Raw genomic sequence first — 23358 nt, 5'->3', positions numbered from 1 at the left:
CCTAAGAAAAACTAGGAGCGCTCCTAAGTAAACTGCGCGCCGTTGCAGTGCAGGGTTTGCGCTCCGTTTCGTGCAGGGTTTAGAACGTCTCAATGTATAGTTTTGTGTATAGTTTGTGTAGGGTTTGGAGCACAAACTATACATTCCGTAACGAACGGAAAATCAGAGGAATGTAGGGTTTGTGTAGGGTTTTGTGTATAGTTTGCAGAGTTTTTTCATTTCCCCTTTTATTTACGTATAGTGTAGGGTTGAAACGCAGTTGCTTTAAACCCTACACAGCGACGACTGCGACTTCGCGGCTGGCATCCATCACGAGGCGAGAACAGAAATATGGTTGTTCTAAAACATCAGGTTGAAACACTTTCTTTTGAATGCTCCTTATCCCGTGAATGATAGCCCCCATAACCCTTTCTTCACGAAAAGCGGGAGAGGCTTTGCTGTTTGGAAGGAAAGCGCTATCTTTGCAGCCGATTTGCTTCCCCGGCAGGGCGAAAGCCTTGCGTGTGTGATGGCGAATTAAGCGATAAAACTTAATTTAGAGTAACACATTCAAACAAACAAAACAATGAAACAAATTACGATTGAAGGTACTTCTCGTGCCGATCTCGGCAAGAAGGCAACCAAAGCCGTACGTGCCAATGGAAACGTTCCCTGCGTGCTCTACGGAGAAAAGAAAGACGAAAACGGCAAGCCCGTGGCAATTCATTTTGAGGTTTCCGAGAAACAGATCAACAAGTTGGTCTTCACTCCTCACATCTATCTCGTGGACATCAAAATCGACGGGGAAGACCACAAGGGCATCATGAAGGAAATCCAGTTCCACCCGGTGAAGGACAACGTGCTTCACGTGGATTTCTTTGAAGTACACGCTGAGAAACCCATCGTCATGGGTGTGCCCATCGCAGCCAAAGGTCTTGCCGACGGTGTGCGTGCCGGTGGTCGCTTGATGATGATGATTCGCAAACTGCAGGTTCGTGCGCTCTACGAAAACATTCCCGAGAAGTTGGATGTGGACGTGACCAAACTGCAGCTCGGAAAGAGCATCAACGCCGGTCAGCTCAGCTACGACAACCTCGAAATCATCACTCCGAAAGAGGTTATCGTTTGCACCGTCAAGATGACTCGTGCCGCCATGGGTGCTGCTGCAGCTGCTGCCAAGGAGGCTTAAGTTGAAACTCAAGGTGTTCTGTGAAGGTTCCTTTGCAGAACGCCTTCTTTTTTTTCATTCCTGATGAATTATCTCATTGTCGGATTGGGCAATATCGGAGACGAATATGCCCGCACTCGACATAACATAGGTTTCCGGGTATTGGACGCTCTTGCCGGAGCGTCCAATCTTGTCTTTGAGGACAAGCGTTACGGCTTTGTCACCACGCTGAAGGTGAAGAATCAGACACTGACGCTCTTGAAGCCTTCCACCTACATGAACCTCTCCGGTAATGCCGTGCGCTATTGGATGAAGGAGAAAAACGTGCCCATCGAGCGTCTGCTCGTCGTGGTCGATGACCTCGCGCTTCCTTTCGGGAAGATAAGAATCAAACCCGGCGGTAGCGAGGCGGGACACAACGGACTCCGCCACATCACCTCCGTGCTCGGCACGCAGGCTTACGCCCGCCTCCGCTTCGGCATCGGAAATGAGTTCCCGCGTGGCTCGCAAATTGATTTCGTCCTGGGGGAGTTCGGGGAAGAAGAACTGAAAACCATGGACGAAAGAGTGAAAGTGGCAGGCGAGGCTGTCAAGACTTTCTGTCTGGCAGGCATCCAGATTGCCATGAACCAGTTTAACAACAAGTAAGGCGTCAGAAACATAAAGCGGGGACTCATATATATATAATAATGTGTGGCGAATGTTTTTCGCGTCCTATATATATAATGTGTAGCCGCCCCTAACTTCATGGAAGCAAGAATTGACAAGTGGCTCTGGGCAGCACGAATCTTCAAAACGCGCTCGCTGGCTGCCGATGCCTGCAAGAGCGGACGCATCACGCTCAACGGGGCGCAAGTGAAACCCTCCCGCACCGTGAAAGAGGGCGATGAAGTCGGCGTGAAGAAATCTCCTGTGACCTACACTTTTCGAGTGAAACAGGCGATTGAGAAACGCGTCGGCGCAAAACTTCTGCCCGACATCCTGGAAGACATCACGACGCCGGAGCAGTACGAGATTCTCGAAATGCAGCGCATCAGCGGATTTGTCGGCAGAGCCAAGGGTACGGGGCGACCGACCAAAAAGGACCGCCGCGCACTTGACGACTTTGCTCAGAACGCTTCTGAGGACATGTCCTCCTTTTTGTTTGATTTTGATGAATGAAGCCCGTTCTCGGGGCGGCGAATAATTCTTTTATCCCAATTTTGCACACCTCTTTTTTTAAGTTCCCGATGACAGACAAGTCTTCTCCTTCCGTTTTTGCACCCTCGGTGGTGCTGGTTGATGCCGATTTTTTGGACAGAGTGGCGTTTGACCTGATTGTGAATTTCGAGCGCATGATTGGTCGCCGCATTCCGAAGGGAGATCTCTGCCACTGGCTGGACTGCGTTGCCCTCGATGGCGGACTCCGCCCCGGCGCGGGAGAGATTCAGGCACATTTCCTCTATTCTCCCCAAAAAGAGGAGTTGCAGAATTTCACTCCCTCAAAGTTCCGGGAAGACCTCAACGGACTGCGTTTCGACGACCGCATCGGCTCCTTTTCTCTTTTCGCGTTCCCTGTGGAGGAGATTATCTCCGGCGAAGAGTTCTTCCTGCAATCCTTTGCCATGCTCTGCGAAGAGAAGCAGGTGAAGAACCTGATTGTCGTTGCAGACATGGATGCCTATGGCGACAAAGTGACGAAAATCTGCCGCGACGCAAAAGACACGGACATCACGCTGCTCACCATGCAGCCCGTCACCGGCAGAGGCTTCAGCCAGGAGATTCTGGGCTACTCGCTCATGTCGGCTCTCGGAATCAAAAGCGAAGAGTTAGCGTAGTTCAGAGAAAAGCACTAACTTTGCTTCGCAAAGCGAAGTTAGGCTGCGGCTCGGCGCGAATCAATATGCGGTGATATTTTTTCTTTTCAATCATGGACGAAAGTTTAATTCTTCAAGTCAAGCAACGCTACAACATTGTGGGTAATTGCGAGGCGCTGAACCGCGCCATCGAGATTGCCCTCAAAATTGCGCCCGTGGATTTGTCCGTCTTGGTCACCGGAGAGAACGGTGTCGGTAAAGAAATCTTTCCCCGCATCATTCACGACCACAGTCTTCGCAAAGGAAAAAAATATTTTGCCGTGAACTGCGGCGCTATTCCGGAAGGTACCATCGACTCCGAACTTTTTGGTCATGAGAAAGGGGCTTTCACCGGTGCCATCGACCAGCGAGAAGGCTATTTCGCCGCAGCCAACGGCGGCACGCTCTTCTTGGACGAAGTCGGCGAACTGCCGTTACAGACACAGGCGCGGCTGCTTCGTGTCTTGGAGACCGGAGAATACATTCGCGTCGGCTCCAGTGAAGTGCGCAAAACCAACGTGCGCATCGTTGCCGCCACCAACGTCAACATGGAGAAAGCCATTGCCGAAGGAAAGTTCCGCGAAGACCTTTACTATCGTCTCAACACCATCTCCATTTCCGTCCCCGCACTCAGAGACCGTGGCGATGACGCCGCGCTGCTCTTCCGAAAGTTTGCACTTGACATGAGCGAGCGCTACAAAATGCCGCCCGTGCGCCTCACCGAGGACGCCGTGCGCTTGCTGGTAGCCTATCCTTGGAAAGGAAATGTGCGACAGTTGAAAAATCTGACGGAAAACATGAGCGTCACCGCCGAGAAAAGAGAAATCGACGCGGAAACACTGCGAACTTATCTTCCCGCAGATTCCTTTCACAACCAACTGGTCGCTGTGAACGAGACACCGCGCGAACACAGTTTTGAAACCGAGCGCGAGATTCTCTACAAGATTCTCTTTGACCTCCGCCGTGACGTTTCTGAACTGAAACGCATCGTTCGCGAGCAGAACCTGACGCAGCCTTCCTCCCTCGGCGCTCGCACGGAATCCCACAATCTCGTCTTTGGCACACATCCCGCCGACAATTTTGAAAAAGAAGAGGAGGACGCTTTCTGGGAAGCCGAAGAGGTCAAAGAAGAACTTGCCGAACAAACGCCGAAAAAAACGACGGAAGAGGTGCTGACTCCCGTTGGACGTTCGCTTGAAGAAGTCGAGTGCGAAATGATTCGCCGTGCACTGGCGGAACACAACGGGCGACGCAAACAAGCCGCCGACAGTCTCGGTATCTCAGAGCGCACGCTCTACCGAAAAATCAAGGAATATCAACTTGAAAACGAATGAGTCTCCTTTGACAAAACCTCCTTTCCCATCGTTGTCTCCCGTCTCATTCTCAGTCTCTATGAAAAGAACCGTTCTCCAAACCTTCTGCTCGCTGCTGCTGACTTGTCTGCTCGTCGGCAGTTGCATCAGTTATCGCTTCACGGGAACCAACATCAACTACGACATCATCAAAACCATTCAGATTGACAAAATTGCGAACCGAGCCCCCTACGGCTGGGCACCGATGGAAGCGATTTTCAACAATAAACTTCAAGACCAATACGTCAATCAGACCCGTCTGAAACTTGTCAAACGCAGTGGAGATTTGCAGGTGGCGGGAGAAATCACAGCCTACGACCAGTTCAACAAAGCCATCGCTGCTGACGGCTATGCTTCGCAAGTGCAACTCCGCATGACCGTCAACATCCGCTTCAAGAACAACAAAACGGGGCAAACCTGGGAGAAACAATTCTCAGCCACGACCCAATATGACTCTACGCAACAGTTAGCCGCCGTGCAGGAAACCCTTGTGACCGAAATGGTGAAAGACCTTTGCGACCAAATCTTCAATGCCACCGTCGCCGACTGGTAAGACCGACGCTCATATTTCATGGACATCCACATTGCCGAACTCATCGCTCACCCCGAGCAGTTGAACAAAGACACGCTCTTTGCACTGCGCGAACTGATAGCAAAATATCCTTACTATCAGGCAGCTCGGCTTTTGTTCTTGCGCAATCTCTTTCTGCTCCATGACCCTGACTTCGGAGAGGAACTTCGCAAAATGGCGGGCTGTCTGCCCGACCGACGAGTGTTGTTTGAGATGGTTGAAGCGGACAACTATGCTGTTCAGCCCGTGGCAGAAACCGCGCCGGAGAAACCGGCAGAAGAGGGAGGCAGCCGCACCATTGCTCTCATCGACGATTTCCTTCGCACCGCCGACCTCGGCGACGAGCAACCGAAACGCAAACCCACGGCTGCCGATGCGACAAGCGACTATTCCGCCTTCCTCCTGCTGATGGACGATGCCGAGCCGCAGGCGGAAAACGGCGCAGAGAAAAACACCGGAGACCGAAGCGCAGAACTCATCGACGACTTCATGGAGCAGAAACCCTCGCGCATTCGTTTGCAGGAAGAACCGACCTTTGTGCCGGAGGAGCAAAACGAGGTGGAGGAAGAGACGGCTGATGACGCCTATTTGACCATGACACTTGCCAAAATCTACATCAAACAGCAACGCTATGAGAAGGCTCTTGAAATTATGCGCAAGGTCAATTTGAATAATCCGAAAAAAAGTGCTTACTTTGCAGACCAAATCCGCTTCCTACAGAAGTTGATAATCAATCAAAATCATCAAAACCATTCTTAATATGTATTCTGTTTTAGTCATTCTGGCAGTAATTGCAGCCATTCTCCTCACTTTGATTGTTCTCATTCAAGAGTCTAAGGGCGGTGGTTTGGCTTCTAACTTTGCAGCCTCCAATCAAATCATGGGCGTGAGAAAGACCACCGACGTGGTGGAGAAAGCCACTTGGGCTCTTGCAGCTTTGCTCGTTGTCTTCTCCGTGTCTTCTGTCTTCTTCGCTCCGCGCAGCGAAAGTTCCACTTCCGTTGTCACCACCGCAGCACCTGCCGCTCCTGAGACTCCGGCTCCCGCAGCACCTGCCGCTCCTGCCGCTTCTGAGACTCCGGCTCCCGCTGCACCTGCTGCACCTGCTGCTCCCGCAAACTAAAGGATTTTCCCCTTTTTTCATCTCAGAAAAAGTCCGGTCTCTTCTAAGGTCATCTGAAAGAGTGCCATCGCGGCACCGTCTGTTCCTTGCAAGAAACCGGACCTTTCTTTTCATCTTCAAGAAAACATTTTCAGCGTTTTATGAAAATTGCTATCGTTGGCACCGGTTACGTCGGCCTTGTTTCCGGTGCATGTTTCGCCGAGATGGGCGTTGAAGTGACCTGCGTGGACATCAACGAAGAAAAAATAAAAATGCTTTCCGAAGGGAAAGTGCCCATCTATGAGCCCGGACTGGAAGAAATGGTTGTGCGAAACTTCCGTGAGGGGCGTTTGAAATTTACAACCCGTTTGACCGACTGTCTGGATGAGGTGGAGGCTGTCTTCAGCGCAGTCGGCACGCCGCCCGATGAAGACGGTTCCGCAGACCTCAGTTACGTCCTCCAAGTCGCTCGTGAGGTCGGACAGAACATGAATCACTATGTCGTGCTCGTCACCAAAAGCACAGTTCCCGTTGGCACTGCTCAGAAAGTGAAGGTGGTCATTGCCGAAGAACTCGCCGCTCGAAAGGTGGAAATCGAGTTTGACGTGGCGTCCAATCCCGAGTTCCTGAAAGAAGGTGCTGCTGTCAAGGACTTCATGAGCCCCGACCGCGTTGTGGTTGGAGTTGAGAGCGAAAGAGCGCGCAAACTGATGCAGCGCCTCTATGCTCCTTTCATGATGACCAACAACCGCATCCTTTTCACCGACATTCCTTCGGCAGAGATGATTAAGTATGCAGCCAACTCCATGCTTGCCACGCGCATTTCTTTCATGAACGACATCGCCAATCTCTGCGAGCTCGTCGGTGCCGATGTGAACATGGTGCGCAAAGGCATTGGCGCAGACACGCGCATCGGCTCCAAGTTCCTCTATCCCGGTTGCGGCTATGGTGGTTCCTGTTTCCCGAAGGACGTCAAGGCTTTGATTCAAACGGCGCGTCAGCAGGGCTATGAGATGCGTGTGCTCCAAGCCGTTGAAGAAGTGAATGAGCGTCAGAAGAGCGTGCTTTTCCAAAAACTTTCGTCACATTTTGGTGGCGACTTGAAAGGCAAAACCGTGGCACTTTGGGGCTTGGCGTTCAAGGCAGAGACTGATGACATGCGCGAGGCGACCTCTCTGGTCATCATCCGTCAGCTTCTCGACGCCGGTTGCGAAGTCAGAGTCTTTGACCCCGTCGCCATGAATGAATGCCGCCGCCGTCTGGGAGACGCCGTGACCTATGCCAAGGACATGTATGACGCTGCTCTCGGTGCCGATGCCCTCTTGCTTCTGACCGAATGGAAGCAGTTCCGTTTGCCCTCCTGGGAAGTGGTTCGCCGCACGATGAACCAGCCCGTTGTCTTTGACGGTCGCAACATCTACGACCCCGAAGAATTGCGCGCCGGTGGTTTCCACTATTCTTCCATCGGCAGACAATAACGTTTCTCCCTCATGACTCTCCTCTTCCGAACTCTCTTCGCCCTGTTCCTTCTCCTGTTTTTTGCGAAGGGACAGGGCGATGTGCTCATCCGCCTTTTCAGTTCTCTTTTTGACACGCTGCTTCCGCCGCAGCCGTGGCTTTGGGGCGGTCTGCTCACGATTGTTTGGCTGGGCGCGTTGGCTTTGGTTCAACGTGCCTTTCCCCGCAGTCGTCGCGCCGCAGTCATCAGCCACACGTTCGCTGTGTGGTTTGCTGTCGCGTTGGTCAGCGTTCCTTTCGCTGGGCTGTGGCATCAACTGGCATTGGCTGCTGTCGGCGCGGCGCTTGCCGTGGTGTTCGTTCGCCTCGCCCCCCGTCCCGTTCCCGCTTGTCCTGCGTCGTTGGCGCATCGTCGCTTGTGGTGTTCGTTTTGGAACGTGAATCTGTTGGAGTTGCTTTGGCTGACGAGTTTGTGTGTGTATGCCGGTCTTGGTGCGGCTGCTTCCGACACCGACCACTATGAGCTTCGCACCGCGCAGGCTTTGCGCTCCACTCCCGAGGATGCCTATCGGGTGGGGGAGCGTTCACTTGCGACGACTCCGCGTTTGTTTGCTTTGCGCTGTCGTTTGATGGCGAGCGAGCGTTCCGGTCTTGGTGAAACTTTGTTTGAACAGCCCGTTCCTCCGCGGGTGAGTGCTTCCATGCTGATACCTTCTGAGAGATTTTCTCCTGCCGACTATCCAGCCGACTCGCTCTACGCCTTTCTGCAGACTCCGCGCCGCACAGGCGAGAAAGCGTTGGACTATTTCCAACGTTGCGCCCATCGCGCCGGCATGAAACCCGGTCCCGCCGCCGACTACTATCTCTGTGCCCTCCTCTTAGAGCGCCGCTTGGAACGTTTTGTCGCAGCGCTTCGTTGTGTTTACCCCGACGGAGACCGTGCCGGTCATCGCCTTCCGCGTTTCTATGCGCAGGCGATCATCCTTCACCAAAAACGTCGCACGAATCCTACGTGGCACTATAAGGATAATGCCATGTCAGAAAACTACCGCAACTATTCGGAAATGGGCGACACGCTTTCCTCTGTGCGCCACCGCTACAATCTACTCCGCCGCTCCTACGGCAACACTTACTGGTGGTTCTATGATTTCGCCACTGCGCTCAACGCTCAGACTAAGTGAACCTGCTCGGTGTGCAATTGTGCGTATCAAGCAAAAAATCACAGAGCATAAATGTCCGTCTTTGGGGTACATTTATGCTCTGTGAATTGTGTTTTATTGCGCTTCACCTTTGCAGCGCTTCTCTTATTCATTCTTCCGAGAGGCGTTTCCAGAAAGCGTCGAGGTCTTCGCCCAAGCCCTGCATCAGGTCCTCGCTGACCAGCATTGTGTCGTCATCCACCAAGTGGAGCTCGGCAATGCATTCGTTGTCTTCGCCCGTCAGTACGAACGAGTAGGGTTTCAAGACCGCCACGTTTTCCGTCACTTCCCGAATGTTCAAGATGGCTTTTCGCAGCACCGGCTGCACGGCATCATAGAAATTCTCGTCTGAGTTGTCCATCCATTCCTCCACCACGCAGCGCGTGAGTTCTGTTTCGTCGTCATCATAGATTCGCAACTCACCGCTCTCCTGCCGAACTTGCAGGTAGAAGTCAGTCAGCGGATAGCTTTCTGCTTCGGTCGGAAACTTGGATGCTGCCTTGCGCAGCGCTCTTTCAATTTGGGAGAGGGTCTGTTCGGACGCTTTCATGGCAAAGGAAATGAGGAAAAGTGAGACAAGAATGTTTGGAGAAATCGCCTTCTTGACGCCTTGAATCGCCCGAAATACGAGCGCGGAGAAAAGAAAACGTGCTTTCTGCCTTACAAAATTACAAATTTCTTTACCACTTTTGTTCTTTTTTGGCGCATTTGCTTATTTTTGGCTGCAAAAGAATCTATTTTCCTCCTTGAACCCCTCATTTTTATCGTTAAATCCAGTTATGTCTTCCGTCAATCCTTTGGTCAGCGTTGTTGTTCCGAATTATAATTACGCCGACTATCTCGCTCCTCGCATAGACTCCATTCTTCGTCAGACTTTTTCTGATTTCGAACTGTTGCTCCTTGACGACTGTTCCACTGACCACAGCGTGTCGGTGATGAAGAAATATGAGTCAGACCCTCGGGTCGTTGCCATTGACGTCAACCAAACGAACACCGGCAGTCCGTTTCCGCAGTGGATGAAAGGAATCAAGATGGCGCGCGGGAAATACGTTTGGATTGCAGAGGCGGACGACCTTGCCGAGCCGGATTTTCTTTCGACTCTGGTTGCTGCTGCCGAGTCGCATCCCGACCTTGCGTTTTGCTATGCCGGCTCCCTTCTCATTGATTCAGCCGGCGAGGTCTCCTCGCGTGACATCAACCACTGGGGTCGCCGCGCCGCGAAGCCTCACGCCTGCTTCGATGGGAAACTCTATGCTGAGCGAAATCTCTATTGGAAGAGTTATGTGGTCAATGCCAGTGGGGCACTTTTCCGTCGTGACAAAGCGTTGCAGTTGTCGGATTCCCCTTTCCTCGGGATGCGCTATTGTGGCGACTGGCTTTTCTGGTTCAGCATGGCTTTGCTCGGGGATGTGGTTGAGGTCTATCAAAATCTGAATTACTTCCGTCAGCATGCCGCAAAGGTGACCAACGCCTCCCGCGTTTCGGGCGGAGGCGTCAACGAAGACATCACAGTGGTTCGAGAGATGGAAAGCAAGTTGCCGCAACTTTCAACCTACAAGCGCCGCTTGCGCCACGGCATGCTCTTCAAGAAAATCATTCGTCTTCACCTTCCCGCCGACGTGGAGCGCCCCATTCTTCAGCGTCTTGAAACAGAACTTGACGGCACCCGTGCGGACTATCGTTTGATGCTTTTCAACCGTGTGCTGCGCTGGCTGAACCCCTTCCTCGTCACGCCTCGTCGCGACCGTTTGTGAATTGCGAGGTCGGCTCACCATCCGGTGCGGTCAAAGCCCGCGGCGCGATACCATTCCGTCTGTTGGAACGCCAGATTCAGGTTGCCGTAGGGACAAACGTTCGCATTTTCCTCGTAGATTGTTTGTGGGACGAACATGCTCACTGCGCGGAAGCGGTCGCGATCCTCGGGCATCGTGACATAGAATCCGGAGAAAGAAGCGTTTCCCACGAAGATGGCGTCGCCTGAGCCGTAGTACTCCAAACATTCATCCAAAACATCCACCGCCTCTTGCGCCGCTTCTTCGGGCAGGAGGCGTCTCAGTGTCGCTGCCATGTCAAAAGCGTGGGGGCGATATTTTTGTTTGTAGCCATAGTATTGATAGAACAGCACGCCGTTCATGTCGGGTGAGGTTTTGTTCACGAGTTGCGACTGCGGTAGCAGTTCTCGAATCGTGTGGGCGAGTTTTTCCAGTCCGTCGGTTCGCAGACAGGACATGGCGATTCCCCAAGATCCGTAGGCGTAGGATTTTGCGGGGTCGTAGGCATCGGCGACGTAGGTTTTGGCAATGTCGGCGGGTTCGCGGGAGAAGAGTCCGTTTTCGATTTGAGAAACATAGTCCGCACCGCAGGAAGCAATGCTCATCGGGGAGGCAATCACGCGCTCCGTCACGTGGCGCAGCGCGAAGGCAGCCTCCACCGTCTGCATCAGGCAGCAGTCGAAGAAGACATATTCAAACTTCATTCCCGATGCTTCGATGGCTTCGGCGAAGTCTTCGATGAGCATTTCTGAATTGCCGACGGCTTCGTCGCCTCGGTCCAGTCCGAAGGACTTGAGCGGCACATTTTGCGTGGAGGCGGGCGTGGGGGGAATCCATCCGGTTGCGTGGGACCAGCAAATGAGCCCATATTCCTCTGCGGGGAACTGTTCTTTTGTCATTTGGCAAACCTCTCGGAGTGTCTCGGAGTCTGCGGCGTTCAGTTTCCGGCTCCAGCGATGCACGAGTGTCGGTGTGTTGTTTTGTTTTGTGACGCGGTAGAGTCGCGACCCTTTTTCATCGTCGATGAACATCAGCAGTCTGTCCTCATTGGCAAGCCAGATGCGTCCCTTCATCACCTCTGTGGAGTCAGAACGCAGATAGCCATCGATGCCGAGGCTGTTTTCCGCTGCCATGTAGAGAATCACGGTGCGGCGTCCCTTGACCGAGCCGGGTTGCGGCACATCATCGGCGTGGTCGTCGCTGCAGGCTGCGAGTAAGGGAAAAGCGAGGAGGAGCAGGAAGAGAGTTGAACGGAAGAAATGTTTCATGGGAGAGAGTTTTGTTGGGCTCGTGACATGAAAAAGTGGAGTACTTCTGATGGCAAAATTAAGGAAAAAACTGTTTCTGTGGTCTTTTCTGCTGTTTCGTATGGGAGGATTTACTAACTTTGCTCGGTCAGCGCGTTGGACGTTGAGGCGCACCGTGTCTTGTCTCGTGCCGCGCCGGTCGGGCGATGAAGTCCCGATTTCATCTTTCAAGCCAATTTTCAAACCACTTTTTTTAGTTTCATCTCATGAAAGTTTCTCATCTTTTCCTTTTTTCCTCACTTGTCTTTTCCTCTTTTGCTTGCGGTGGTCAGAAAGACTCATCTTCAGAAGCCGCTGCAGCCGACTCCACGGCGCAAACTGCTCCCGAGGTGCAGTCAGACCCTGTCAGAGAGAATCGCAGTGAAGTGAAGATGGGTGGGAAGGACTATGTCGTCACCGTCACCCGCGAGCCGGACCAAGAAGGCGGCACGGTGCAGGACGAGGTCGGCACTTTGTGGAAGGACAATGTCGTTCGCATTTCGGTGACTGCCGCGGGCGAAGAAGTGGTCAGCCGCACGTTCCACAAATCCGATTTCGCGGACAAACTCACCGAGACGGAAGCGAGCGGTACGATTTTGTTGGGCATGGCATACGATGAGACGGCTTCCGTCTCCGGCCGTGTGTTGCGTTTTGGTGCCCAGGTCGGACAGCCCGGCATTGGTGAGGGTCCCGCCTTCACTGTTGAACTCTCTTTGGATGGCTCAGTCCGCATCGTCCGTGACTCCAATCAAGACACGACGGGCGACGATGGAATGGAGGAGTGAGGCGAGGAAATTTTGGGAGAAGGGCATTTTTCTTGATTAGTTTTTTCTGCGTTTCCGCGTTCTCGCTTTGCGTTTCCGCGTTTTCGCTTTGCGTTCCCGCGTCTTCGCCTTTGCGTTTCCGCGTTTCGCCTTTGGCGTTTCCGCGTTTTCGCTTTGCGTTCCCGCGTCTTCGCTTTGCGTTCCCGCGTCTTCGCTTTGCGTTCCCGCGTTTTCGCTTTGGCGTTTCCGCGTTCTCGCTTTGCGTTCCCGCGTTTTCGCTTTGGCGTTTCCGCGTTCTCGCTTTGCGTTTATGCGTTTCGCTTTGCGTTTCCGCGTTTCGCTTTGGCGTTTATGCACACAAAAAAACCTGAGGAACACGGTTCCACAGGTTTCAGTTTCTCTCGTTGTTCGCGAGTTTCGCTTTAGCCGCGAGGGCTGAAACGACGTGCCGAAATTTAGGCAGCGGGTTCAGCTACGGTGTCAGCAGCAGCAGAGTCAGCAGCAGCAGAATCAACAGCTACAGAGTCAGCGGCGCTATCAACAACAGTGCTATCAGCTACAGAGTCAGTAGCGGCTGCGTCAGAAGTTTTGTTACCGCAAGAAGCGAAAGAGATAGCTGCGAAAGCTACGAACATGAAAACTAACTTTTTCATTGTGTGTGAAATAAATTTTTAGTAAAACAATCAATTGTCTTTTTAAAACGCTGCAAAGGTACGGACTTTCGGATTCCCTCCAAACTTTTGCGCGCTTTTTTTGGAAAAAAGTACTTCTTTTTTAACAAACAAATTACATATCTCTTCGCTTTGCCAAGCGAGGGTAACAAATTGAGCGTATGTTTTGCGCCACACTTGCTTTTCGTCTCTCCTTTCTTCTTTTTATTGTTTTCTCTCTTTCGGGAGTCGAAAGGCGGAGTGGGGGGTGCACGGCAGTGAGTCCCATGCTTTTTTCTTAAATTTGCAGCATGAATCATCTGAAAGGACTGAAGGCAGCCTACCTCACGCTTGGCTGCAAATTGAACTTTGCGGAGACGGCGTCTCTGCGCGACCGTTTGGAAGGATTGGGCATCCAAACGGCGGAAGAAGGCGAAAGCGCAGACATTTGTGTTGTCAACACGTGCTCGGTCACCGAAGTGGCGGACCACAAGTGCCGCCAGGCGATTCACCGTCTGACGCGGCGCAATCCCAGCGCTTTTGTGGTGGTCACAGGATGCTACGCCCAACTCAAGGCTGACGAGATTGCGCGTCTCGAAGGCGTTGACCTCGTGGTTGGAGCCGAGCAGAAGGGACGCATCGCTGAGTTGTTGGCACAGCGTCTTGCTGACCGAAGAGAGGAAAGCCAAGCGTGTCACGAGAAAGAATGGGGACCGTTGGGCGAAATCAAAACTTTTGCACCGTCCTGCTCCTGCGGGGAACGCACACGCTTTTTCTTGAAAGTGCAGGATGGGTGCGACTATTTCTGTTCCTACTGCACGATTCCCTTTGCTCGCGGCCGCTCTCGCAACGGCAGCATTGCGTCAATGGTGGAACAGGCGCGCGACGTCGCCGCCCGCGGCGGAAGAGAAATTGTCCTGACGGGAGTCAACACGGGCGACTTCGGGCGCTCCACGGGTGAAACCTTTCTTGAACTCATTCGTGCGCTCGACGAGGTGGAAGGAATTGTGCGCTACAGGATTTCAAGCATAGAACCCAATCTTCTGACGGATGAAATCATCCGGTTTTGTGCAGATTCGCGCGCCTTCATGCCCCATTTCCACGTGCCTTTGCAGAGTGGTTCCGACGAGGTGTTGAAGTTGATGCGTCGTCGCTATGACACCGCCCTCTTCGCCCACAAGATGGAGCAAATCAAACGTTGGATGCCCGATGCTTTCATCGGCGTTGATGTCATTGTTGGCATGCGTGGTGAGACGGACGACATGTTCAACCGTGCCTTTGATTTCATCTCCGGACTGGACGTTTCGCAACTCCACGTCTTCCCCTACAGTGAACGTCCCGGCACTCGCGCGCTGCAAATCCCCGGTCCCGTTGCACCCGAGGCGAAGCGCGAACGCGGCGCCCGCCTGCTGGAACTTTCTGAGCAAAAGCGCCGTGAACATTATGCACGCTTCATCGGCACGGAGCGCCCGGTGCTTTGGGAACACGCCCGAGAGGGTCAGCCCATGGCAGGCTTCACCGACAACTACGTCCGAGTGCGTTGTCCCGAAGGAGCGATGCCCGAGGATGGAAGCATTTCCCGCGTCAGACTCGGCGGCTTCTGTGACGAAGGCGCCTGCCTGGAGAGTTTCGACCCAAGACAATGAGCGTGTCGAAGCCTGCAACTGAGGACCCCCCAAAAAGAGATTCCTATATATATTAATGAGTATAATGACTATAAAGACAGACAGAAAAGTTGCGGTCGTCATTCTCAATTGGAACGGGGCTGCGATGATGCGTCGTTTCCTTCCTTCCGTTGTGGAGGGAACCGGGACGGACGGCGCGGTGATTGTGGCGGACAATGGTTCCACCGATGATTCGGAGTCGTGTGTCACGAAAGAGTTTCCCGAAGTCGCGTGGTTGCCTCTGGGCGAGAATTACGGTTTTGCGGAAGGCTACAATCGCGCTTTGGCACAAGTTGAAGCCCCTTACTTCCTCCTGCTGAACAGCGACGTCGAGGTCGGTGCGCATTGGCTGCGCCCCATGATTGATTTCATGGAAGCCCATCCCGACGTTGCTGCCTGCCAGCCGAAACTTTGTGCGCAGCGTGACCACGGAAGTTTTGAGTATGCCGGTGCCGCCGGCGGCTTCATTGATCGTTACGGCTATCCCTTCTGTCGCGGTCGGATTTTGGAAAGCGTGGAGCGCGACGAAGGACAGTATGATTCTGTTTGCGACCTCTTTTGGGCAACGGGCGCTGCGTTGCTGATTCGTCGCGAGGATTGGGAACGCGCCGGCGGTCTGGACGGTCGTTTCTTTGCGCACCAGGAAGAGATTGACCTTTGCTGGCGCTTGAGAGCACGCGGGCGTCGCGTGGTCTGCGTGCCGCAGAGCGTGGCTTACCACGTCGGCGGCGGCACCCTTGATGCGGGAAATCCGAGGAAGACTTTCCTGAACTTTCGAAACAATTTGTTCATGCTCTACAAGAACCTGCCCGCCGCTGAGATTGGCTGGGTGATGGGAGTGAGGAAGTGGCTTGACTGGGTCGCTGCGTTGAAGTTCCTGCTGAGCGGCGACGTGAAAAATTTCCGTGCCGTCGTGAAAGCGCGAAAAGAGTTTGCTCGTCGCAGAGCGGAGTTCTATGCAGACCGACAGCACAACCTCGCCCTCTCTGTGGACGGTGGTCAAAACATACCCGAAAGAATGAATTGCAGTCTGCTGTTCCTCTACTATGCCAAGGGCGTGCGTACCTTCTCCGCCCTGCTTCGGCACGTTGGAAAAGCCAAAAGGAAATAAGAACATCCTCAAAATTCTCACGATGGAAAACCAAACGAAGAACGCAAAGCCGGAAGCGGCGCTCTATCTGATTCCCGTCACTCTCGGTGGTGACGTTGCCCACGATTACGTCCTGCCGGCTCACAACCGCGAGGTCATTCTCAGCCTCCGTCATTTCATTGTGGAAGAACTCCGCACCGCCCGCCGTTTCTTGAAACAGGTAGAGAAGACGATTGACATTGACTCCTTGCATTTTTGCGAGATGGGGAAACACGCTGACGCCTCCGCCTTTTCGCGTCATCTTGAACCGTTGCGGCGTGGAGAGTCGGTGGGTGTGCTCAGCGAGGCAGGTTGTCCCGCCGTGGCAGACCCCGGTGCCGACATCGTGGCGATTGCGCAGCGCGAAGGGCTTCGTGTTGTTCCTTTGGTCGGTCCTTCGTCCATTTTGTTGGCGGTCATGGGCAGCGGATTCAACGGTCAGAGTTTCGCCTTCAACGGCTATCTTCCCGTGGACGCCTCCGATCGTTCGAAAACGTTGAAGAAACTTGAAACCCGCTCGGCTGTGGAGCGTCAGACTCAACTCTTCATTGAAACGCCGTTTCGCAACTTGCAACTTTTCCGCCATCTGCTCGCCACGCTTGACCGACGCACGCGCCTCTGCGTGGCAGCGGGTCTGACGACCGAGGCTGAATTCCTTCGCACCCTGACCGTGGCGCAGTGGAAAAGTCAGCCTGAACCTCCCATCCACAAAGTCCCCACGATTTTTGCGATTTATGCCGGATAGGGTCATCGGCTCGGTGCGCCCTTTTGAAAAACCGTGTCGGACACTCCACCGGCGGGTGTGGAAAAAAAGAGGTTTTTTCTCGCTTTTCGGGTGCTTTCCCGATTTTAACAGTCCTTGCTTTTGGCGATGAAAAGTATTATATTTGTATAGGAAAAAAGGGAGGAGCCTCGGCTCCCCCCTTTTTTTGTCTCTTTCCCTTTAAAAACGGGGATTTAGGAGCGCTCCCAGGAAAAATTAGGAGCGCACCCGGTTAAAATTTGCCTTCTTCTAATTTTAATTTGCCTTCCTCTAAGTAAAACTGCACGCCGAGAAGGCAAAACCGGGAGGTGAAAAGTGTCTTCAGAAGTTAAAAATGTTAATGTCAAAAAGCCGGAAATCCATCCGTCGGGGTGGAAAAAACACGGTGCAGACTCGGGCGTTCCCTTGGCAAATTTGAGGGAAGATTCACTCCGCCGTCTGCGTCATTCCGGTCTTCAATCGTCCTCCCGAGATGCGCTGGACGATGAGAGCCAGTGCGCCGTCGCCGGTGACGTTGCAGGCGGTTCCGAAACTGTCCATGGCGATGTAGAGCGCAATCATCAGTGCCTGGTCGTTCTCAGAAAAGCCGAGCAAAGACTGGAGCACGCCGAGCGCTGCCATAATCGCTCCGCCGGGCACACCGGGTGCCGCCACCATCGTCACGCCCAGCATGCAGATGAAACCTGCCATTTGAGCCGGTTCAAAGGGAATCCCCTGCGTCAGCATCAGGGCTATGGCGCAAGCCACAATCTTCAAGATGCTGCCCGAGAGATGAATCGTGGCGCAGAGGGGAATGACGAAGCCGCCGATGCCTTCGCTCACTCCGTTTTTCAGCGCGCAGCGGAGGGTGAAGGGAATCGTTGCGGCGGAAGATTGAGTGCCCAGAGCGGTGAAATAGGCGGGCATCATGTTCCACAGCAGTCTCAGCGGGTTGCGGCGGTGGAGCGCACCAGCCACCGTGAATTGAAAGATGAGCAAGAGCACGTGCATGACGAAAATCACGCAGATGACTTTGGCGAAGACGAGCAAAACGTGGAAGACTTGCCCGCTGTGGCTCATGTTGAAGAAGATGCCGAAGATGTAGATTGGCAAAAGCGGGAGAATCACCTTCTGAATCGTGAGGATGACGATGCTTTCAAACTCTTTTGCCGCTTGAGCCAGCGCCGTCGCCTTCTTGGAGGCAATGCCCAATCCGAGGGTGAAAGCGAGCACGAGGGCAGTCATGACGGGGAGCGGCTCGGGAATCGAAATGGTGAAGTAGGGGAGGGAAGACGTGTTCTGGCTGATGTCTTCCAAAGCCACTGGCGCGCCAATGAGATGGGGCAGCGTGAGGGAGCAGACACCATAGGAGAAAAAGCCCGAGACGAGCGTGGCGACATAGGCAAGGCAGACCGTCAGCAGCAGCATCCGCCCGGCGCCGGCACCGCTCTCTGCTTCCACATTGACGATGGCGGGCGTGACGAGACCCAGAATGATGAGCGGAACGAGGAAACCGAGGAACTGGCTGAAGAGTCCGTTGAAGGTGACGAAGAGACGAACCGGAATGTCGGGCGAAAAAAGCCCGAGCAGAATGCCCAAAGTGATGGCGATGAGAATGCGGGGCAAGAGGCCAATGGAGGGAAGTTTCATGGGAGTTTGTGGAGAGTTATGGGGAAAACGTGTTTTTCAAAAAGAAAAATCCGGGTGCGTCGGGAACAGGTCCTCACACCCGGATGTGCCTTATATCTTTGAGAAATCTTCGAGATGTGCTTCGGAGTTTTCTCTATATAATATAGAAGTCCTTGAGTTGCGCTTCAGAGTTTTCTCTCAATATATTATGTGTGTTCTCAAGATTCGCTGCAAGAGCCTTCGCGGAAAGGTGAGGCTGCTTGGAGTCAGCGTCTCATTTCAGCAGTTCTTCGAGTTTTTTCTCCAGCGCATCGCCGCGGAGATTGTTGGCAACAATCTTGCCGTCGGGACCAACGAGGAGTGTGGCGGGAATGGAGTTGATGCCATAGACCTCGCCTGCCACGCATTTCCAACCCTTCAAGTCGCTGAGGTGATGCCAAGGCAGTGCGAGCGATTGAATGGCGCCCGTCCAGGCTTCCTTGTCCTGGTCAAAGGAGAGACCGACCACGTCAAAGCCTTTGTCCTTATACTTTTCATAGGCAGCCTTCACGTGTGGCATTTCACGGCGACAAGGTCCGCACCAAGAAGCCCAGAAATCCACGAGGACATATTTCCCTTTTCCGACAAACTCACTGAGTTTGTGCATCTTTCCTTCCGTGTCTGCCATTTCAAGGTCGGTGAACTGCACGCCGACGGCTTGTCGTTTCCAAGCGCCAATCATGTTTTTGAGGCTGCTTGCCGCTTTCACCTTCATATAGGCAGGATCTCCCTCTTCAGCCAGCGAGATGACCGTTTCGCGCTCCATCATGGAAGCGTTCTCAAGGAGGAAGAAGGCGGGGAAGACGTGTTGCTTGTTCTGTTCGCAGCAGTCCTTGATGAGAGCGAGGAGGGTGGTGTGTGCGGTTTCGTAGCGTTGGATGAGCGCCTGGCGGAGGCTGTCGGAAGACTCCTGACTCTGAGCCGGGTTTTTGAAGACGGCAGCCACTTCGCGCATGATGTCTTCCTGTTCGTTGAGGCGTTTCTGCCAGAGGCTGAATGCCTCGTTTTCGGGAGTGCCGCTGACGGTGCGCTGCTTGAGGTCGGCACGCACGTCGCCCTCTGCAATGAGGCGCACGGCGTCGTTGTTCTCGGCGTTGCTATAGACGTAGAAGAGCGTCTGACCCTGTGCGTCTCCTTCAAAGCGGAACGTTCCGTTCACCACTTCAACGCTGTCAGCGTCTCTTGTTTTGATGGCTCTCAAATAAGCCTTCGTGGCTTTTGCGTCGCAGACGCCTTCAATGCAAAAACGCTGTGCCAACGCGGGAGAGAGCGTGAGTGCAGCAAGTGCTGCCAATAGAATCTTTTTCATCTTTCAAAAGCAAAATGTGTGGTTTGTTGGGGTGTTTAGTTGATTTACACGGCAAAAGTAAGCATTTTGCAGGCTTTTTCCGTAATTTTGCCTCAAAATAAGCCGCAAAGCCTGACGCAAAGCGGCTGTCCATTAACTGACAACACCTTCCTTTATGAAAAACAGCGACTGCGTGGTCATCATTCCCACCTACAACGAAAAAGAAAACGTTGAAAACATCGTGCGTGCCGTCTTGGCGCTGGAACACGGTTTCCATATTCTCATCATCGACGACGGCTCTCCCGATGGCACCGCCGAAATCGTCAAGCGACTCCAAAAGGAAGAGTTTCCCGACGAACTGCACCTCGTCGAACGCACGGGCAAACTCGGGCTCGGCACAGCCTATATCGCCGGCTTCAAATGGGCGATTGAGCATGGCTATGACTTCATTTTCGAAATGGACGCGGACTTCAGCCACGACCCTAAAGATTTGCCGCGACTCTACGACGCCTGCAGCAAGGAAGGTTTCGACCTCGCCATCGGCTCGCGCTACGTCAGCGGAGTCAATGTCGTGAACTGGCCCATGGGGCGCGTGCTCATGAGTTACTACGCCTCAAAATATGTTCGCCTCGTGACCGGCGTTCCCATCCACGACACGACCGCCGGCTTCAAATGCTATCGCCGCAAAGTCTTGGAAACCATTGACCTCGATGCCATCCGCTTCAAGGGCTATGCCTTCCAAATTGAAATGAAATTCACTGCCTTCAAACTCGGATTCAAAATCAAAGAGGTGCCCGTCATCTTCGTCAACCGAGTGCTCGGCACAAGCAAAATGAGTGGCGGCATCTTCGGAGAAGCACTCTTCGGAGTCATTCGACTCAGATGGGCAGCCCTCACAGGAAAAATCAAACCGCGCAAACTCTGAATTTGAAACGGCGCATTGCGCCTCCCTTCACCATGCACTTCAGAACTGAAATCAGAAACGTCACTATCGTCAACGAGGGAAGAACTTTTCTCGGCTCCCTGCTCATTGACGACGACCGCATTGACCGTATCACCGAAGGAGAAGTCTGTGACCTCCGCACACCTGCTGATAAAGTCATTGACGGCACCGGATGCTTCCTGCTTCCGGGCATCATTGACACGCACGTTCACTTTCGTGACCCCGGACTGACTCGCAAAGGCGACTTCTTCAGCGAAAGCAAAGCCGCTGCTGCCGGCGGTGTAACCACCGTCTTTGACATGCCGAACTGCGTGCCACAAACCACCACCGCCGAGGCATTCCGCGAGAAGTGGAAAATTGCATCCTCAAAGAGCGTCGTGAATTTTGGAATCTGTTTCGGAGCGACACAGTCCAACGCCTCGGAACTCTCGCGCCTCGACAGAAGAAAAGTCGCCGCCGTGAAACTCTTCATGGGCTCTTCGACGGGAAACATGCTCGTCGATGACGAAGCCGACTTGCTCACCGTCTTTGAACAAAGCCGACTCCCCATCATTGCACACTGCGAAGACAGCACCATCATTGCTGAGAACCTGAAGGCTGCAAAGAAAACCTACGGTCCGGACCCTGCCATCATTCATCATCCCGAAATCCGAAGTGAAGAGGCGTGCCTCCGTTCCACCGAACTGGCTTTGAAATTAGCAAAACAGACTGGTGCGCGCCTCCACGTTGCCCACCTCTCCACCGCCGTCGAACTTGAATTGCTCCGCAGTGCCGGAGAGAATGTCACGGCAGAAGCCTGCGTCGGACATCTCCTCTTCTCTTCCGAAGACTACGCTCGCTTCGGCACTCGCATCAAAGTAAATCCTGCCATTAAGTCGCCGGCGGACCGCGACGCTCTGAGAAAAGGACTGACCGATGGAAGCATCTTCTCCGTCGCCACTGACCACGCGCCCCACACACTTGCTGACAAAGTTGGTGGCTGTGTCGGCGCAGCTTCGGGAATGCCCATCATTCAGTTCTCACTCCTTTCCATGCTCAGCCTGGTGGATGCCGGTGTTCTTGACATTGCCCAACTCGTCAAACTGATGTGCCACCACCCCGCCGACCTTTTCTCCATCGAAAACCGAGGCTATCTCCGCGAAGGCTACATGGCTGACCTCGTCCTTGTGCGACCTCACGTTGCGTGGACACTGACCCCTAACAAAATTCAAAGCAACTGCAACTGGAGCCCCCTCGAGGGACAAACCTTCCGCTGGAAAGTCGAACGCACCTTCTGCAACGGATTCCCCATCTACAATCGGGGACACATCACAGATGAAAAATATCGCGGACGACCCGTCTGCTTCGCACGCTAAATTTGTCCTGCCATGAATATATTATATAAGGTATATCAACTCTTCATCGCGCTACCCATCATCTTCGTTGCCACCGTCCTGACTTCTCTCATCACCATCCTCGGCGGCTTCATCAACGCCCACGTCTTTGGCTACTATCCCGGGCGAATCTGGTCGAAGGTGGTGTTGCGAGTTCTGCTCCTCCCCATTCACGTTGAAGGTCGCGAGCATCTCCACCCGCGTCAGAGCTACGTCTTCGTCGCCAACCACCAAGGTCCTGTTGATATTTTCCTGATTTACGGTTATCTTGGACGCAACTTCAAATGGATGATGAAAAAAGCACTGCGCAAGATGCCTCTCGTCGGAGTCGCCTGTGAAAAAGCGCGCCACATTTTCGTGGACAAATCCGGACCGAAAGCCATCAAAGAAACCATTGACAAAGCGCGAGCCACGCTTCAAAACGGAACGTCGCTCGTTGTCTTCCCCGAAGGTTCCCGCTCTTTCACCGGTCACATGGGGCTCTTCAGAAAAGGCGCGTTTCAACTGGCTGACGACTTGCAACTTCCCGTCGTCCCCGTCACGATTGACGGTTCATTCGATGTACTGACCCGCATGGCTGGCTTCAATTTCGTTCATTGGCATCCGCTCCGCCTTGTCATCCACGAGCCCATCCCGCCCGTCGGCGAAGGGAAGGAAGACATCAAACACACGATGGAAGAAGCCTATCGCGTCATCATGAACAGCCTGCCGGAGAGACATCAAGGCTACGTCAAAAACGAAGATCAGTGAATCGCTTGACAATAAAAATGTTTTGGGAAATTACTTTCCGTCAAAACTCTAAGTCGCAAAAAACTGCCCGAAGTTCTGTAAAATAGAACCTCGGGCTTATTTTGTTTATTATCGCTTTCCGGTAAATGTTTGGTGATGGAGTATCCCTTATCTTGTGTCATTAAGTGTGTTTACCGGACAGCAATGTTAGGCATCTTTAATTGCTTCCTGAACTTCTTCCATGTCGGTGGATGTCATCTCTGCGATTTGTTCCGCAGACATACCTTTACGATACATGGTGCGGAACATTTCGGCGCGACCTTCGGCGCGACCTTCGGCGCGACCTTCGGCGCGACCTTCGGCTTTCCCTTTTGCCATACCCTTTGCCATTCCTTCCGCCATTCCTTCCGCACGTCCTTTCTTCTCTGCGGTTTCCGTCACGGCGAAAAGGTCCCAGAAGTCCTTTTGGCTTTCAAGATAGCTTTTCAGTTCCTCACGATTAAATTGTGCAATTTCAGCTTGTTCAAAGAGGCGTTGGAAGACTGCTTCCTGCAAGACGGCTGGGCGTTCCATCAGCGTGGCGAGATTCTTGATGGCATAGAGCCATTTGTCAAACTCCGTCTCCAGTTCCTCCTCGCTCTTCCGGAACTTGGGCATCTCGAGGTAGATGTAGGTCAGTTTGTCGT

24 protein-coding genes are annotated in these 23358 nt (G+C 53.3%); 18 read left to right on the top strand and 6 right to left on the bottom strand.

Features of this window, described 5'->3' with window-relative positions; genetic code table 11:
• Positions 1-565 precede the first annotated feature (565 nt).
• From I6E40_RS07810 to I6E40_RS07765, 10 genes are all read left to right on the top strand, one after another.
• Positions 566-1168: a 50S ribosomal protein L25/general stress protein Ctc gene (locus I6E40_RS07810; RefSeq protein ID WP_235386479.1), complete on the top strand. Its 603-nt coding sequence runs from the start codon at positions 566-568 to the stop codon at positions 1166-1168.
• 63 nt (positions 1169-1231) lie between these two features.
• Positions 1232-1795, top strand: a complete 564-nt coding sequence (gene pth, locus I6E40_RS07805; protein ID WP_235386478.1) for an aminoacyl-tRNA hydrolase — start codon at positions 1232-1234, stop codon at positions 1793-1795.
• A gap of 99 nt (positions 1796-1894) precedes the next feature.
• Positions 1895-2308, top strand: coding sequence for an RNA-binding S4 domain-containing protein (locus I6E40_RS07800; RefSeq protein ID WP_235386477.1), 414 nt, complete (start codon positions 1895-1897; stop codon positions 2306-2308).
• Between the two features lie 41 nt (positions 2309-2349).
• Complete coding sequence (locus I6E40_RS07795) at positions 2350-2964, top strand: DUF6621 family protein (RefSeq protein WP_235386476.1); 615 nt, start codon at positions 2350-2352, stop codon at positions 2962-2964.
• Between the two features lie 92 nt (positions 2965-3056).
• Positions 3057-4316 carry a sigma-54 interaction domain-containing protein gene (locus tag I6E40_RS07790; RefSeq protein ID WP_235386475.1) on the top strand — a complete coding sequence of 420 codons (1260 nt, stop codon included), beginning with the start codon at positions 3057-3059 and terminating at the stop codon, positions 4314-4316.
• A gap of 58 nt (positions 4317-4374) precedes the next feature.
• On the top strand, positions 4375-4887 hold the full coding sequence (gene lptE, locus I6E40_RS07785) for an LptE family protein (protein WP_235386474.1): 513 nt from the start codon (positions 4375-4377) through the stop codon (positions 4885-4887).
• A gap of 18 nt (positions 4888-4905) precedes the next feature.
• Complete coding sequence (locus tag I6E40_RS07780) at positions 4906-5664, top strand: tetratricopeptide repeat protein (protein WP_262910873.1); 759 nt, start codon at positions 4906-4908, stop codon at positions 5662-5664.
• Between the two features lies 1 nt (position 5665).
• Complete coding sequence (secG, locus tag I6E40_RS07775; protein ID WP_235386473.1) at positions 5666-6028, top strand: preprotein translocase subunit SecG; 363 nt, start codon at positions 5666-5668, stop codon at positions 6026-6028.
• Between the two features lie 140 nt (positions 6029-6168).
• A complete protein-coding gene (locus I6E40_RS07770) occupies positions 6169-7485 on the top strand; it encodes a UDP-glucose dehydrogenase family protein (RefSeq protein WP_235386472.1) in 1317 nt (438 codons plus the stop codon).
• A gap of 12 nt (positions 7486-7497) precedes the next feature.
• Complete coding sequence (locus I6E40_RS07765) at positions 7498-8646, top strand: DUF6057 family protein (RefSeq protein WP_235386471.1); 1149 nt, start codon at positions 7498-7500, stop codon at positions 8644-8646.
• Between the two features lie 127 nt (positions 8647-8773).
• Here the strand turns inward: I6E40_RS07765 and I6E40_RS07760 are convergent, their stop codons facing one another.
• On the bottom strand, positions 8774-9214 hold the full coding sequence (locus tag I6E40_RS07760) for a hypothetical protein (protein WP_235386470.1): 441 nt from the start codon (positions 9212-9214) through the stop codon (positions 8774-8776).
• Between the two features lie 229 nt (positions 9215-9443).
• Here I6E40_RS07760 and I6E40_RS07755 point away from each other — a divergent pair, with 229 nt between their 5' ends.
• A complete protein-coding gene (locus I6E40_RS07755; RefSeq protein WP_235386469.1) occupies positions 9444-10418 on the top strand; it encodes a glycosyltransferase family 2 protein in 975 nt (324 codons plus the stop codon).
• Positions 10419-10432: 14 nt separating this feature from the next.
• Here the strand turns inward: I6E40_RS07755 and I6E40_RS07750 are convergent, their stop codons facing one another.
• On the bottom strand, positions 10433-11704 hold the full coding sequence (locus I6E40_RS07750; RefSeq protein WP_235386468.1) for a clostripain-related cysteine peptidase: 1272 nt from the start codon (positions 11702-11704) through the stop codon (positions 10433-10435).
• Between the two features lie 245 nt (positions 11705-11949).
• Between I6E40_RS07750 and I6E40_RS07745 the strand changes: the two genes are divergently transcribed.
• Positions 11950-12507 carry a DUF4738 domain-containing protein gene (locus I6E40_RS07745; RefSeq protein WP_235386467.1) on the top strand — a complete coding sequence of 186 codons (558 nt, stop codon included), beginning with the start codon at positions 11950-11952 and terminating at the stop codon, positions 12505-12507.
• A 434-nt stretch (positions 12508-12941) separates the two neighbouring features.
• Here I6E40_RS07745 and I6E40_RS07740 read toward each other — a convergent pair whose 3' ends face one another.
• Complete coding sequence (locus I6E40_RS07740) at positions 12942-13139, bottom strand: hypothetical protein (RefSeq protein ID WP_235386466.1); 198 nt, start codon at positions 13137-13139, stop codon at positions 12942-12944.
• Positions 13140-13447: 308 nt separating this feature from the next.
• On the opposite strand from I6E40_RS07740, the gene mtaB reads away from it, so the two are divergent.
• From mtaB to I6E40_RS07725, 3 genes are all read left to right on the top strand, one after another.
• A complete protein-coding gene (mtaB, locus tag I6E40_RS07735; protein ID WP_235386465.1) occupies positions 13448-14782 on the top strand; it encodes a tRNA (N(6)-L-threonylcarbamoyladenosine(37)-C(2))-methylthiotransferase MtaB in 1335 nt (444 codons plus the stop codon).
• Positions 14783-14846: 64 nt separating this feature from the next.
• Positions 14847-15911: a glycosyltransferase family 2 protein gene (locus I6E40_RS07730; RefSeq protein WP_235386464.1), complete on the top strand. Its 1065-nt coding sequence runs from the start codon at positions 14847-14849 to the stop codon at positions 15909-15911.
• A gap of 22 nt (positions 15912-15933) precedes the next feature.
• Entirely contained in the window at positions 15934-16674 is a 741-nt protein-coding gene (locus I6E40_RS07725; protein ID WP_235386463.1) for an SAM-dependent methyltransferase, read from the top strand.
• A 444-nt stretch (positions 16675-17118) separates the two neighbouring features.
• Here I6E40_RS07725 and I6E40_RS07720 read toward each other — a convergent pair whose 3' ends face one another.
• Entirely contained in the window at positions 17119-18321 is a 1203-nt protein-coding gene (locus I6E40_RS07720) for a dicarboxylate/amino acid:cation symporter (protein ID WP_235386462.1), read from the bottom strand.
• Between the two features lie 253 nt (positions 18322-18574).
• Entirely contained in the window at positions 18575-19648 is a 1074-nt protein-coding gene (locus I6E40_RS07715) for a TlpA disulfide reductase family protein (RefSeq protein WP_235386461.1), read from the bottom strand.
• 154 nt (positions 19649-19802) lie between these two features.
• On the opposite strand from I6E40_RS07715, the gene I6E40_RS07710 reads away from it, so the two are divergent.
• Genes I6E40_RS07710 through I6E40_RS07700 form a run of 3 tightly spaced genes read left to right on the top strand, consistent with a single transcriptional unit; the run spans position 19803 to position 22693 of the window.
• A complete protein-coding gene (locus I6E40_RS07710; RefSeq protein ID WP_235386460.1) occupies positions 19803-20552 on the top strand; it encodes a polyprenol monophosphomannose synthase in 750 nt (249 codons plus the stop codon).
• Positions 20553-20584: 32 nt separating this feature from the next.
• Entirely contained in the window at positions 20585-21925 is a 1341-nt protein-coding gene (locus I6E40_RS07705; protein WP_235386459.1) for a dihydroorotase, read from the top strand.
• Between the two features lie 12 nt (positions 21926-21937).
• Positions 21938-22693 (top strand): lysophospholipid acyltransferase family protein, encoded by a 756-nt coding sequence (locus I6E40_RS07700; RefSeq protein ID WP_235386458.1) that lies wholly within the window; start codon positions 21938-21940, stop codon positions 22691-22693.
• A 186-nt stretch (positions 22694-22879) separates the two neighbouring features.
• Here I6E40_RS07700 and I6E40_RS07695 read toward each other — a convergent pair.
• On the bottom strand, positions 22880-23358 hold a 479-nt coding region (locus I6E40_RS07695; RefSeq protein ID WP_235386457.1), incomplete at its 5' end, for a PD-(D/E)XK nuclease family transposase.

Source organism: Prevotellamassilia timonensis, assembly GCF_021531665.1.
Lineage (GTDB): Bacteria > Bacteroidota > Bacteroidia > Bacteroidales > Bacteroidaceae > Alloprevotella.
Note: the sequence above shows the minus strand (reverse complement) of the source record. Positions and strands in the feature narration are given on the sequence as shown.

Excerpts from the sequence above, each read along its gene's own strand:
- I6E40_RS07810 (WP_235386479.1), top strand. The coding sequence starts at position 566 with ATGAAACAAATTACGATTGAAGGTACTTCTCGTGCCGATCTCGGCAAG.
- pth (WP_235386478.1), top strand. The coding sequence starts at position 1,232 with ATGAATTATCTCATTGTCGGATTGGGCAATATCGGAGACGAATATGCC.
- I6E40_RS07800 (WP_235386477.1), top strand. The coding sequence starts at position 1,895 with ATGGAAGCAAGAATTGACAAGTGGCTCTGGGCAGCACGAATCTTCAAA.
- I6E40_RS07790 (WP_235386475.1), top strand. The coding sequence starts at position 3,057 with ATGGACGAAAGTTTAATTCTTCAAGTCAAGCAACGCTACAACATTGTG.
- lptE (WP_235386474.1), top strand. The coding sequence starts at position 4,375 with ATGAAAAGAACCGTTCTCCAAACCTTCTGCTCGCTGCTGCTGACTTGT.
- I6E40_RS07780 (WP_262910873.1), top strand. The coding sequence starts at position 4,906 with ATGGACATCCACATTGCCGAACTCATCGCTCACCCCGAGCAGTTGAAC.
- secG (WP_235386473.1), top strand. The coding sequence starts at position 5,666 with ATGTATTCTGTTTTAGTCATTCTGGCAGTAATTGCAGCCATTCTCCTC.
- I6E40_RS07770 (WP_235386472.1), top strand. The coding sequence starts at position 6,169 with ATGAAAATTGCTATCGTTGGCACCGGTTACGTCGGCCTTGTTTCCGGT.
- I6E40_RS07765 (WP_235386471.1), top strand. The coding sequence starts at position 7,498 with ATGACTCTCCTCTTCCGAACTCTCTTCGCCCTGTTCCTTCTCCTGTTT.
- I6E40_RS07760 (WP_235386470.1), bottom strand. The coding sequence starts at position 9,214 with ATGAAAGCGTCCGAACAGACCCTCTCCCAAATTGAAAGAGCGCTGCGC.
- I6E40_RS07755 (WP_235386469.1), top strand. The coding sequence starts at position 9,444 with ATGTCTTCCGTCAATCCTTTGGTCAGCGTTGTTGTTCCGAATTATAAT.
- I6E40_RS07750 (WP_235386468.1), bottom strand. The coding sequence starts at position 11,704 with ATGAAACATTTCTTCCGTTCAACTCTCTTCCTGCTCCTCCTCGCTTTT.
- I6E40_RS07745 (WP_235386467.1), top strand. The coding sequence starts at position 11,950 with ATGAAAGTTTCTCATCTTTTCCTTTTTTCCTCACTTGTCTTTTCCTCT.
- I6E40_RS07740 (WP_235386466.1), bottom strand. The coding sequence starts at position 13,139 with ATGAAAAAGTTAGTTTTCATGTTCGTAGCTTTCGCAGCTATCTCTTTC.
- mtaB (WP_235386465.1), top strand. The coding sequence starts at position 13,448 with ATGAATCATCTGAAAGGACTGAAGGCAGCCTACCTCACGCTTGGCTGC.
- I6E40_RS07730 (WP_235386464.1), top strand. The coding sequence starts at position 14,847 with ATGACTATAAAGACAGACAGAAAAGTTGCGGTCGTCATTCTCAATTGG.
- I6E40_RS07725 (WP_235386463.1), top strand. The coding sequence starts at position 15,934 with ATGGAAAACCAAACGAAGAACGCAAAGCCGGAAGCGGCGCTCTATCTG.
- I6E40_RS07720 (WP_235386462.1), bottom strand. The coding sequence starts at position 18,321 with ATGAAACTTCCCTCCATTGGCCTCTTGCCCCGCATTCTCATCGCCATC.
- I6E40_RS07715 (WP_235386461.1), bottom strand. The coding sequence starts at position 19,648 with ATGAAAAAGATTCTATTGGCAGCACTTGCTGCACTCACGCTCTCTCCC.
- I6E40_RS07710 (WP_235386460.1), top strand. The coding sequence starts at position 19,803 with ATGAAAAACAGCGACTGCGTGGTCATCATTCCCACCTACAACGAAAAA.
- I6E40_RS07705 (WP_235386459.1), top strand. The coding sequence starts at position 20,585 with ATGCACTTCAGAACTGAAATCAGAAACGTCACTATCGTCAACGAGGGA.
- I6E40_RS07700 (WP_235386458.1), top strand. The coding sequence starts at position 21,938 with ATGAATATATTATATAAGGTATATCAACTCTTCATCGCGCTACCCATC.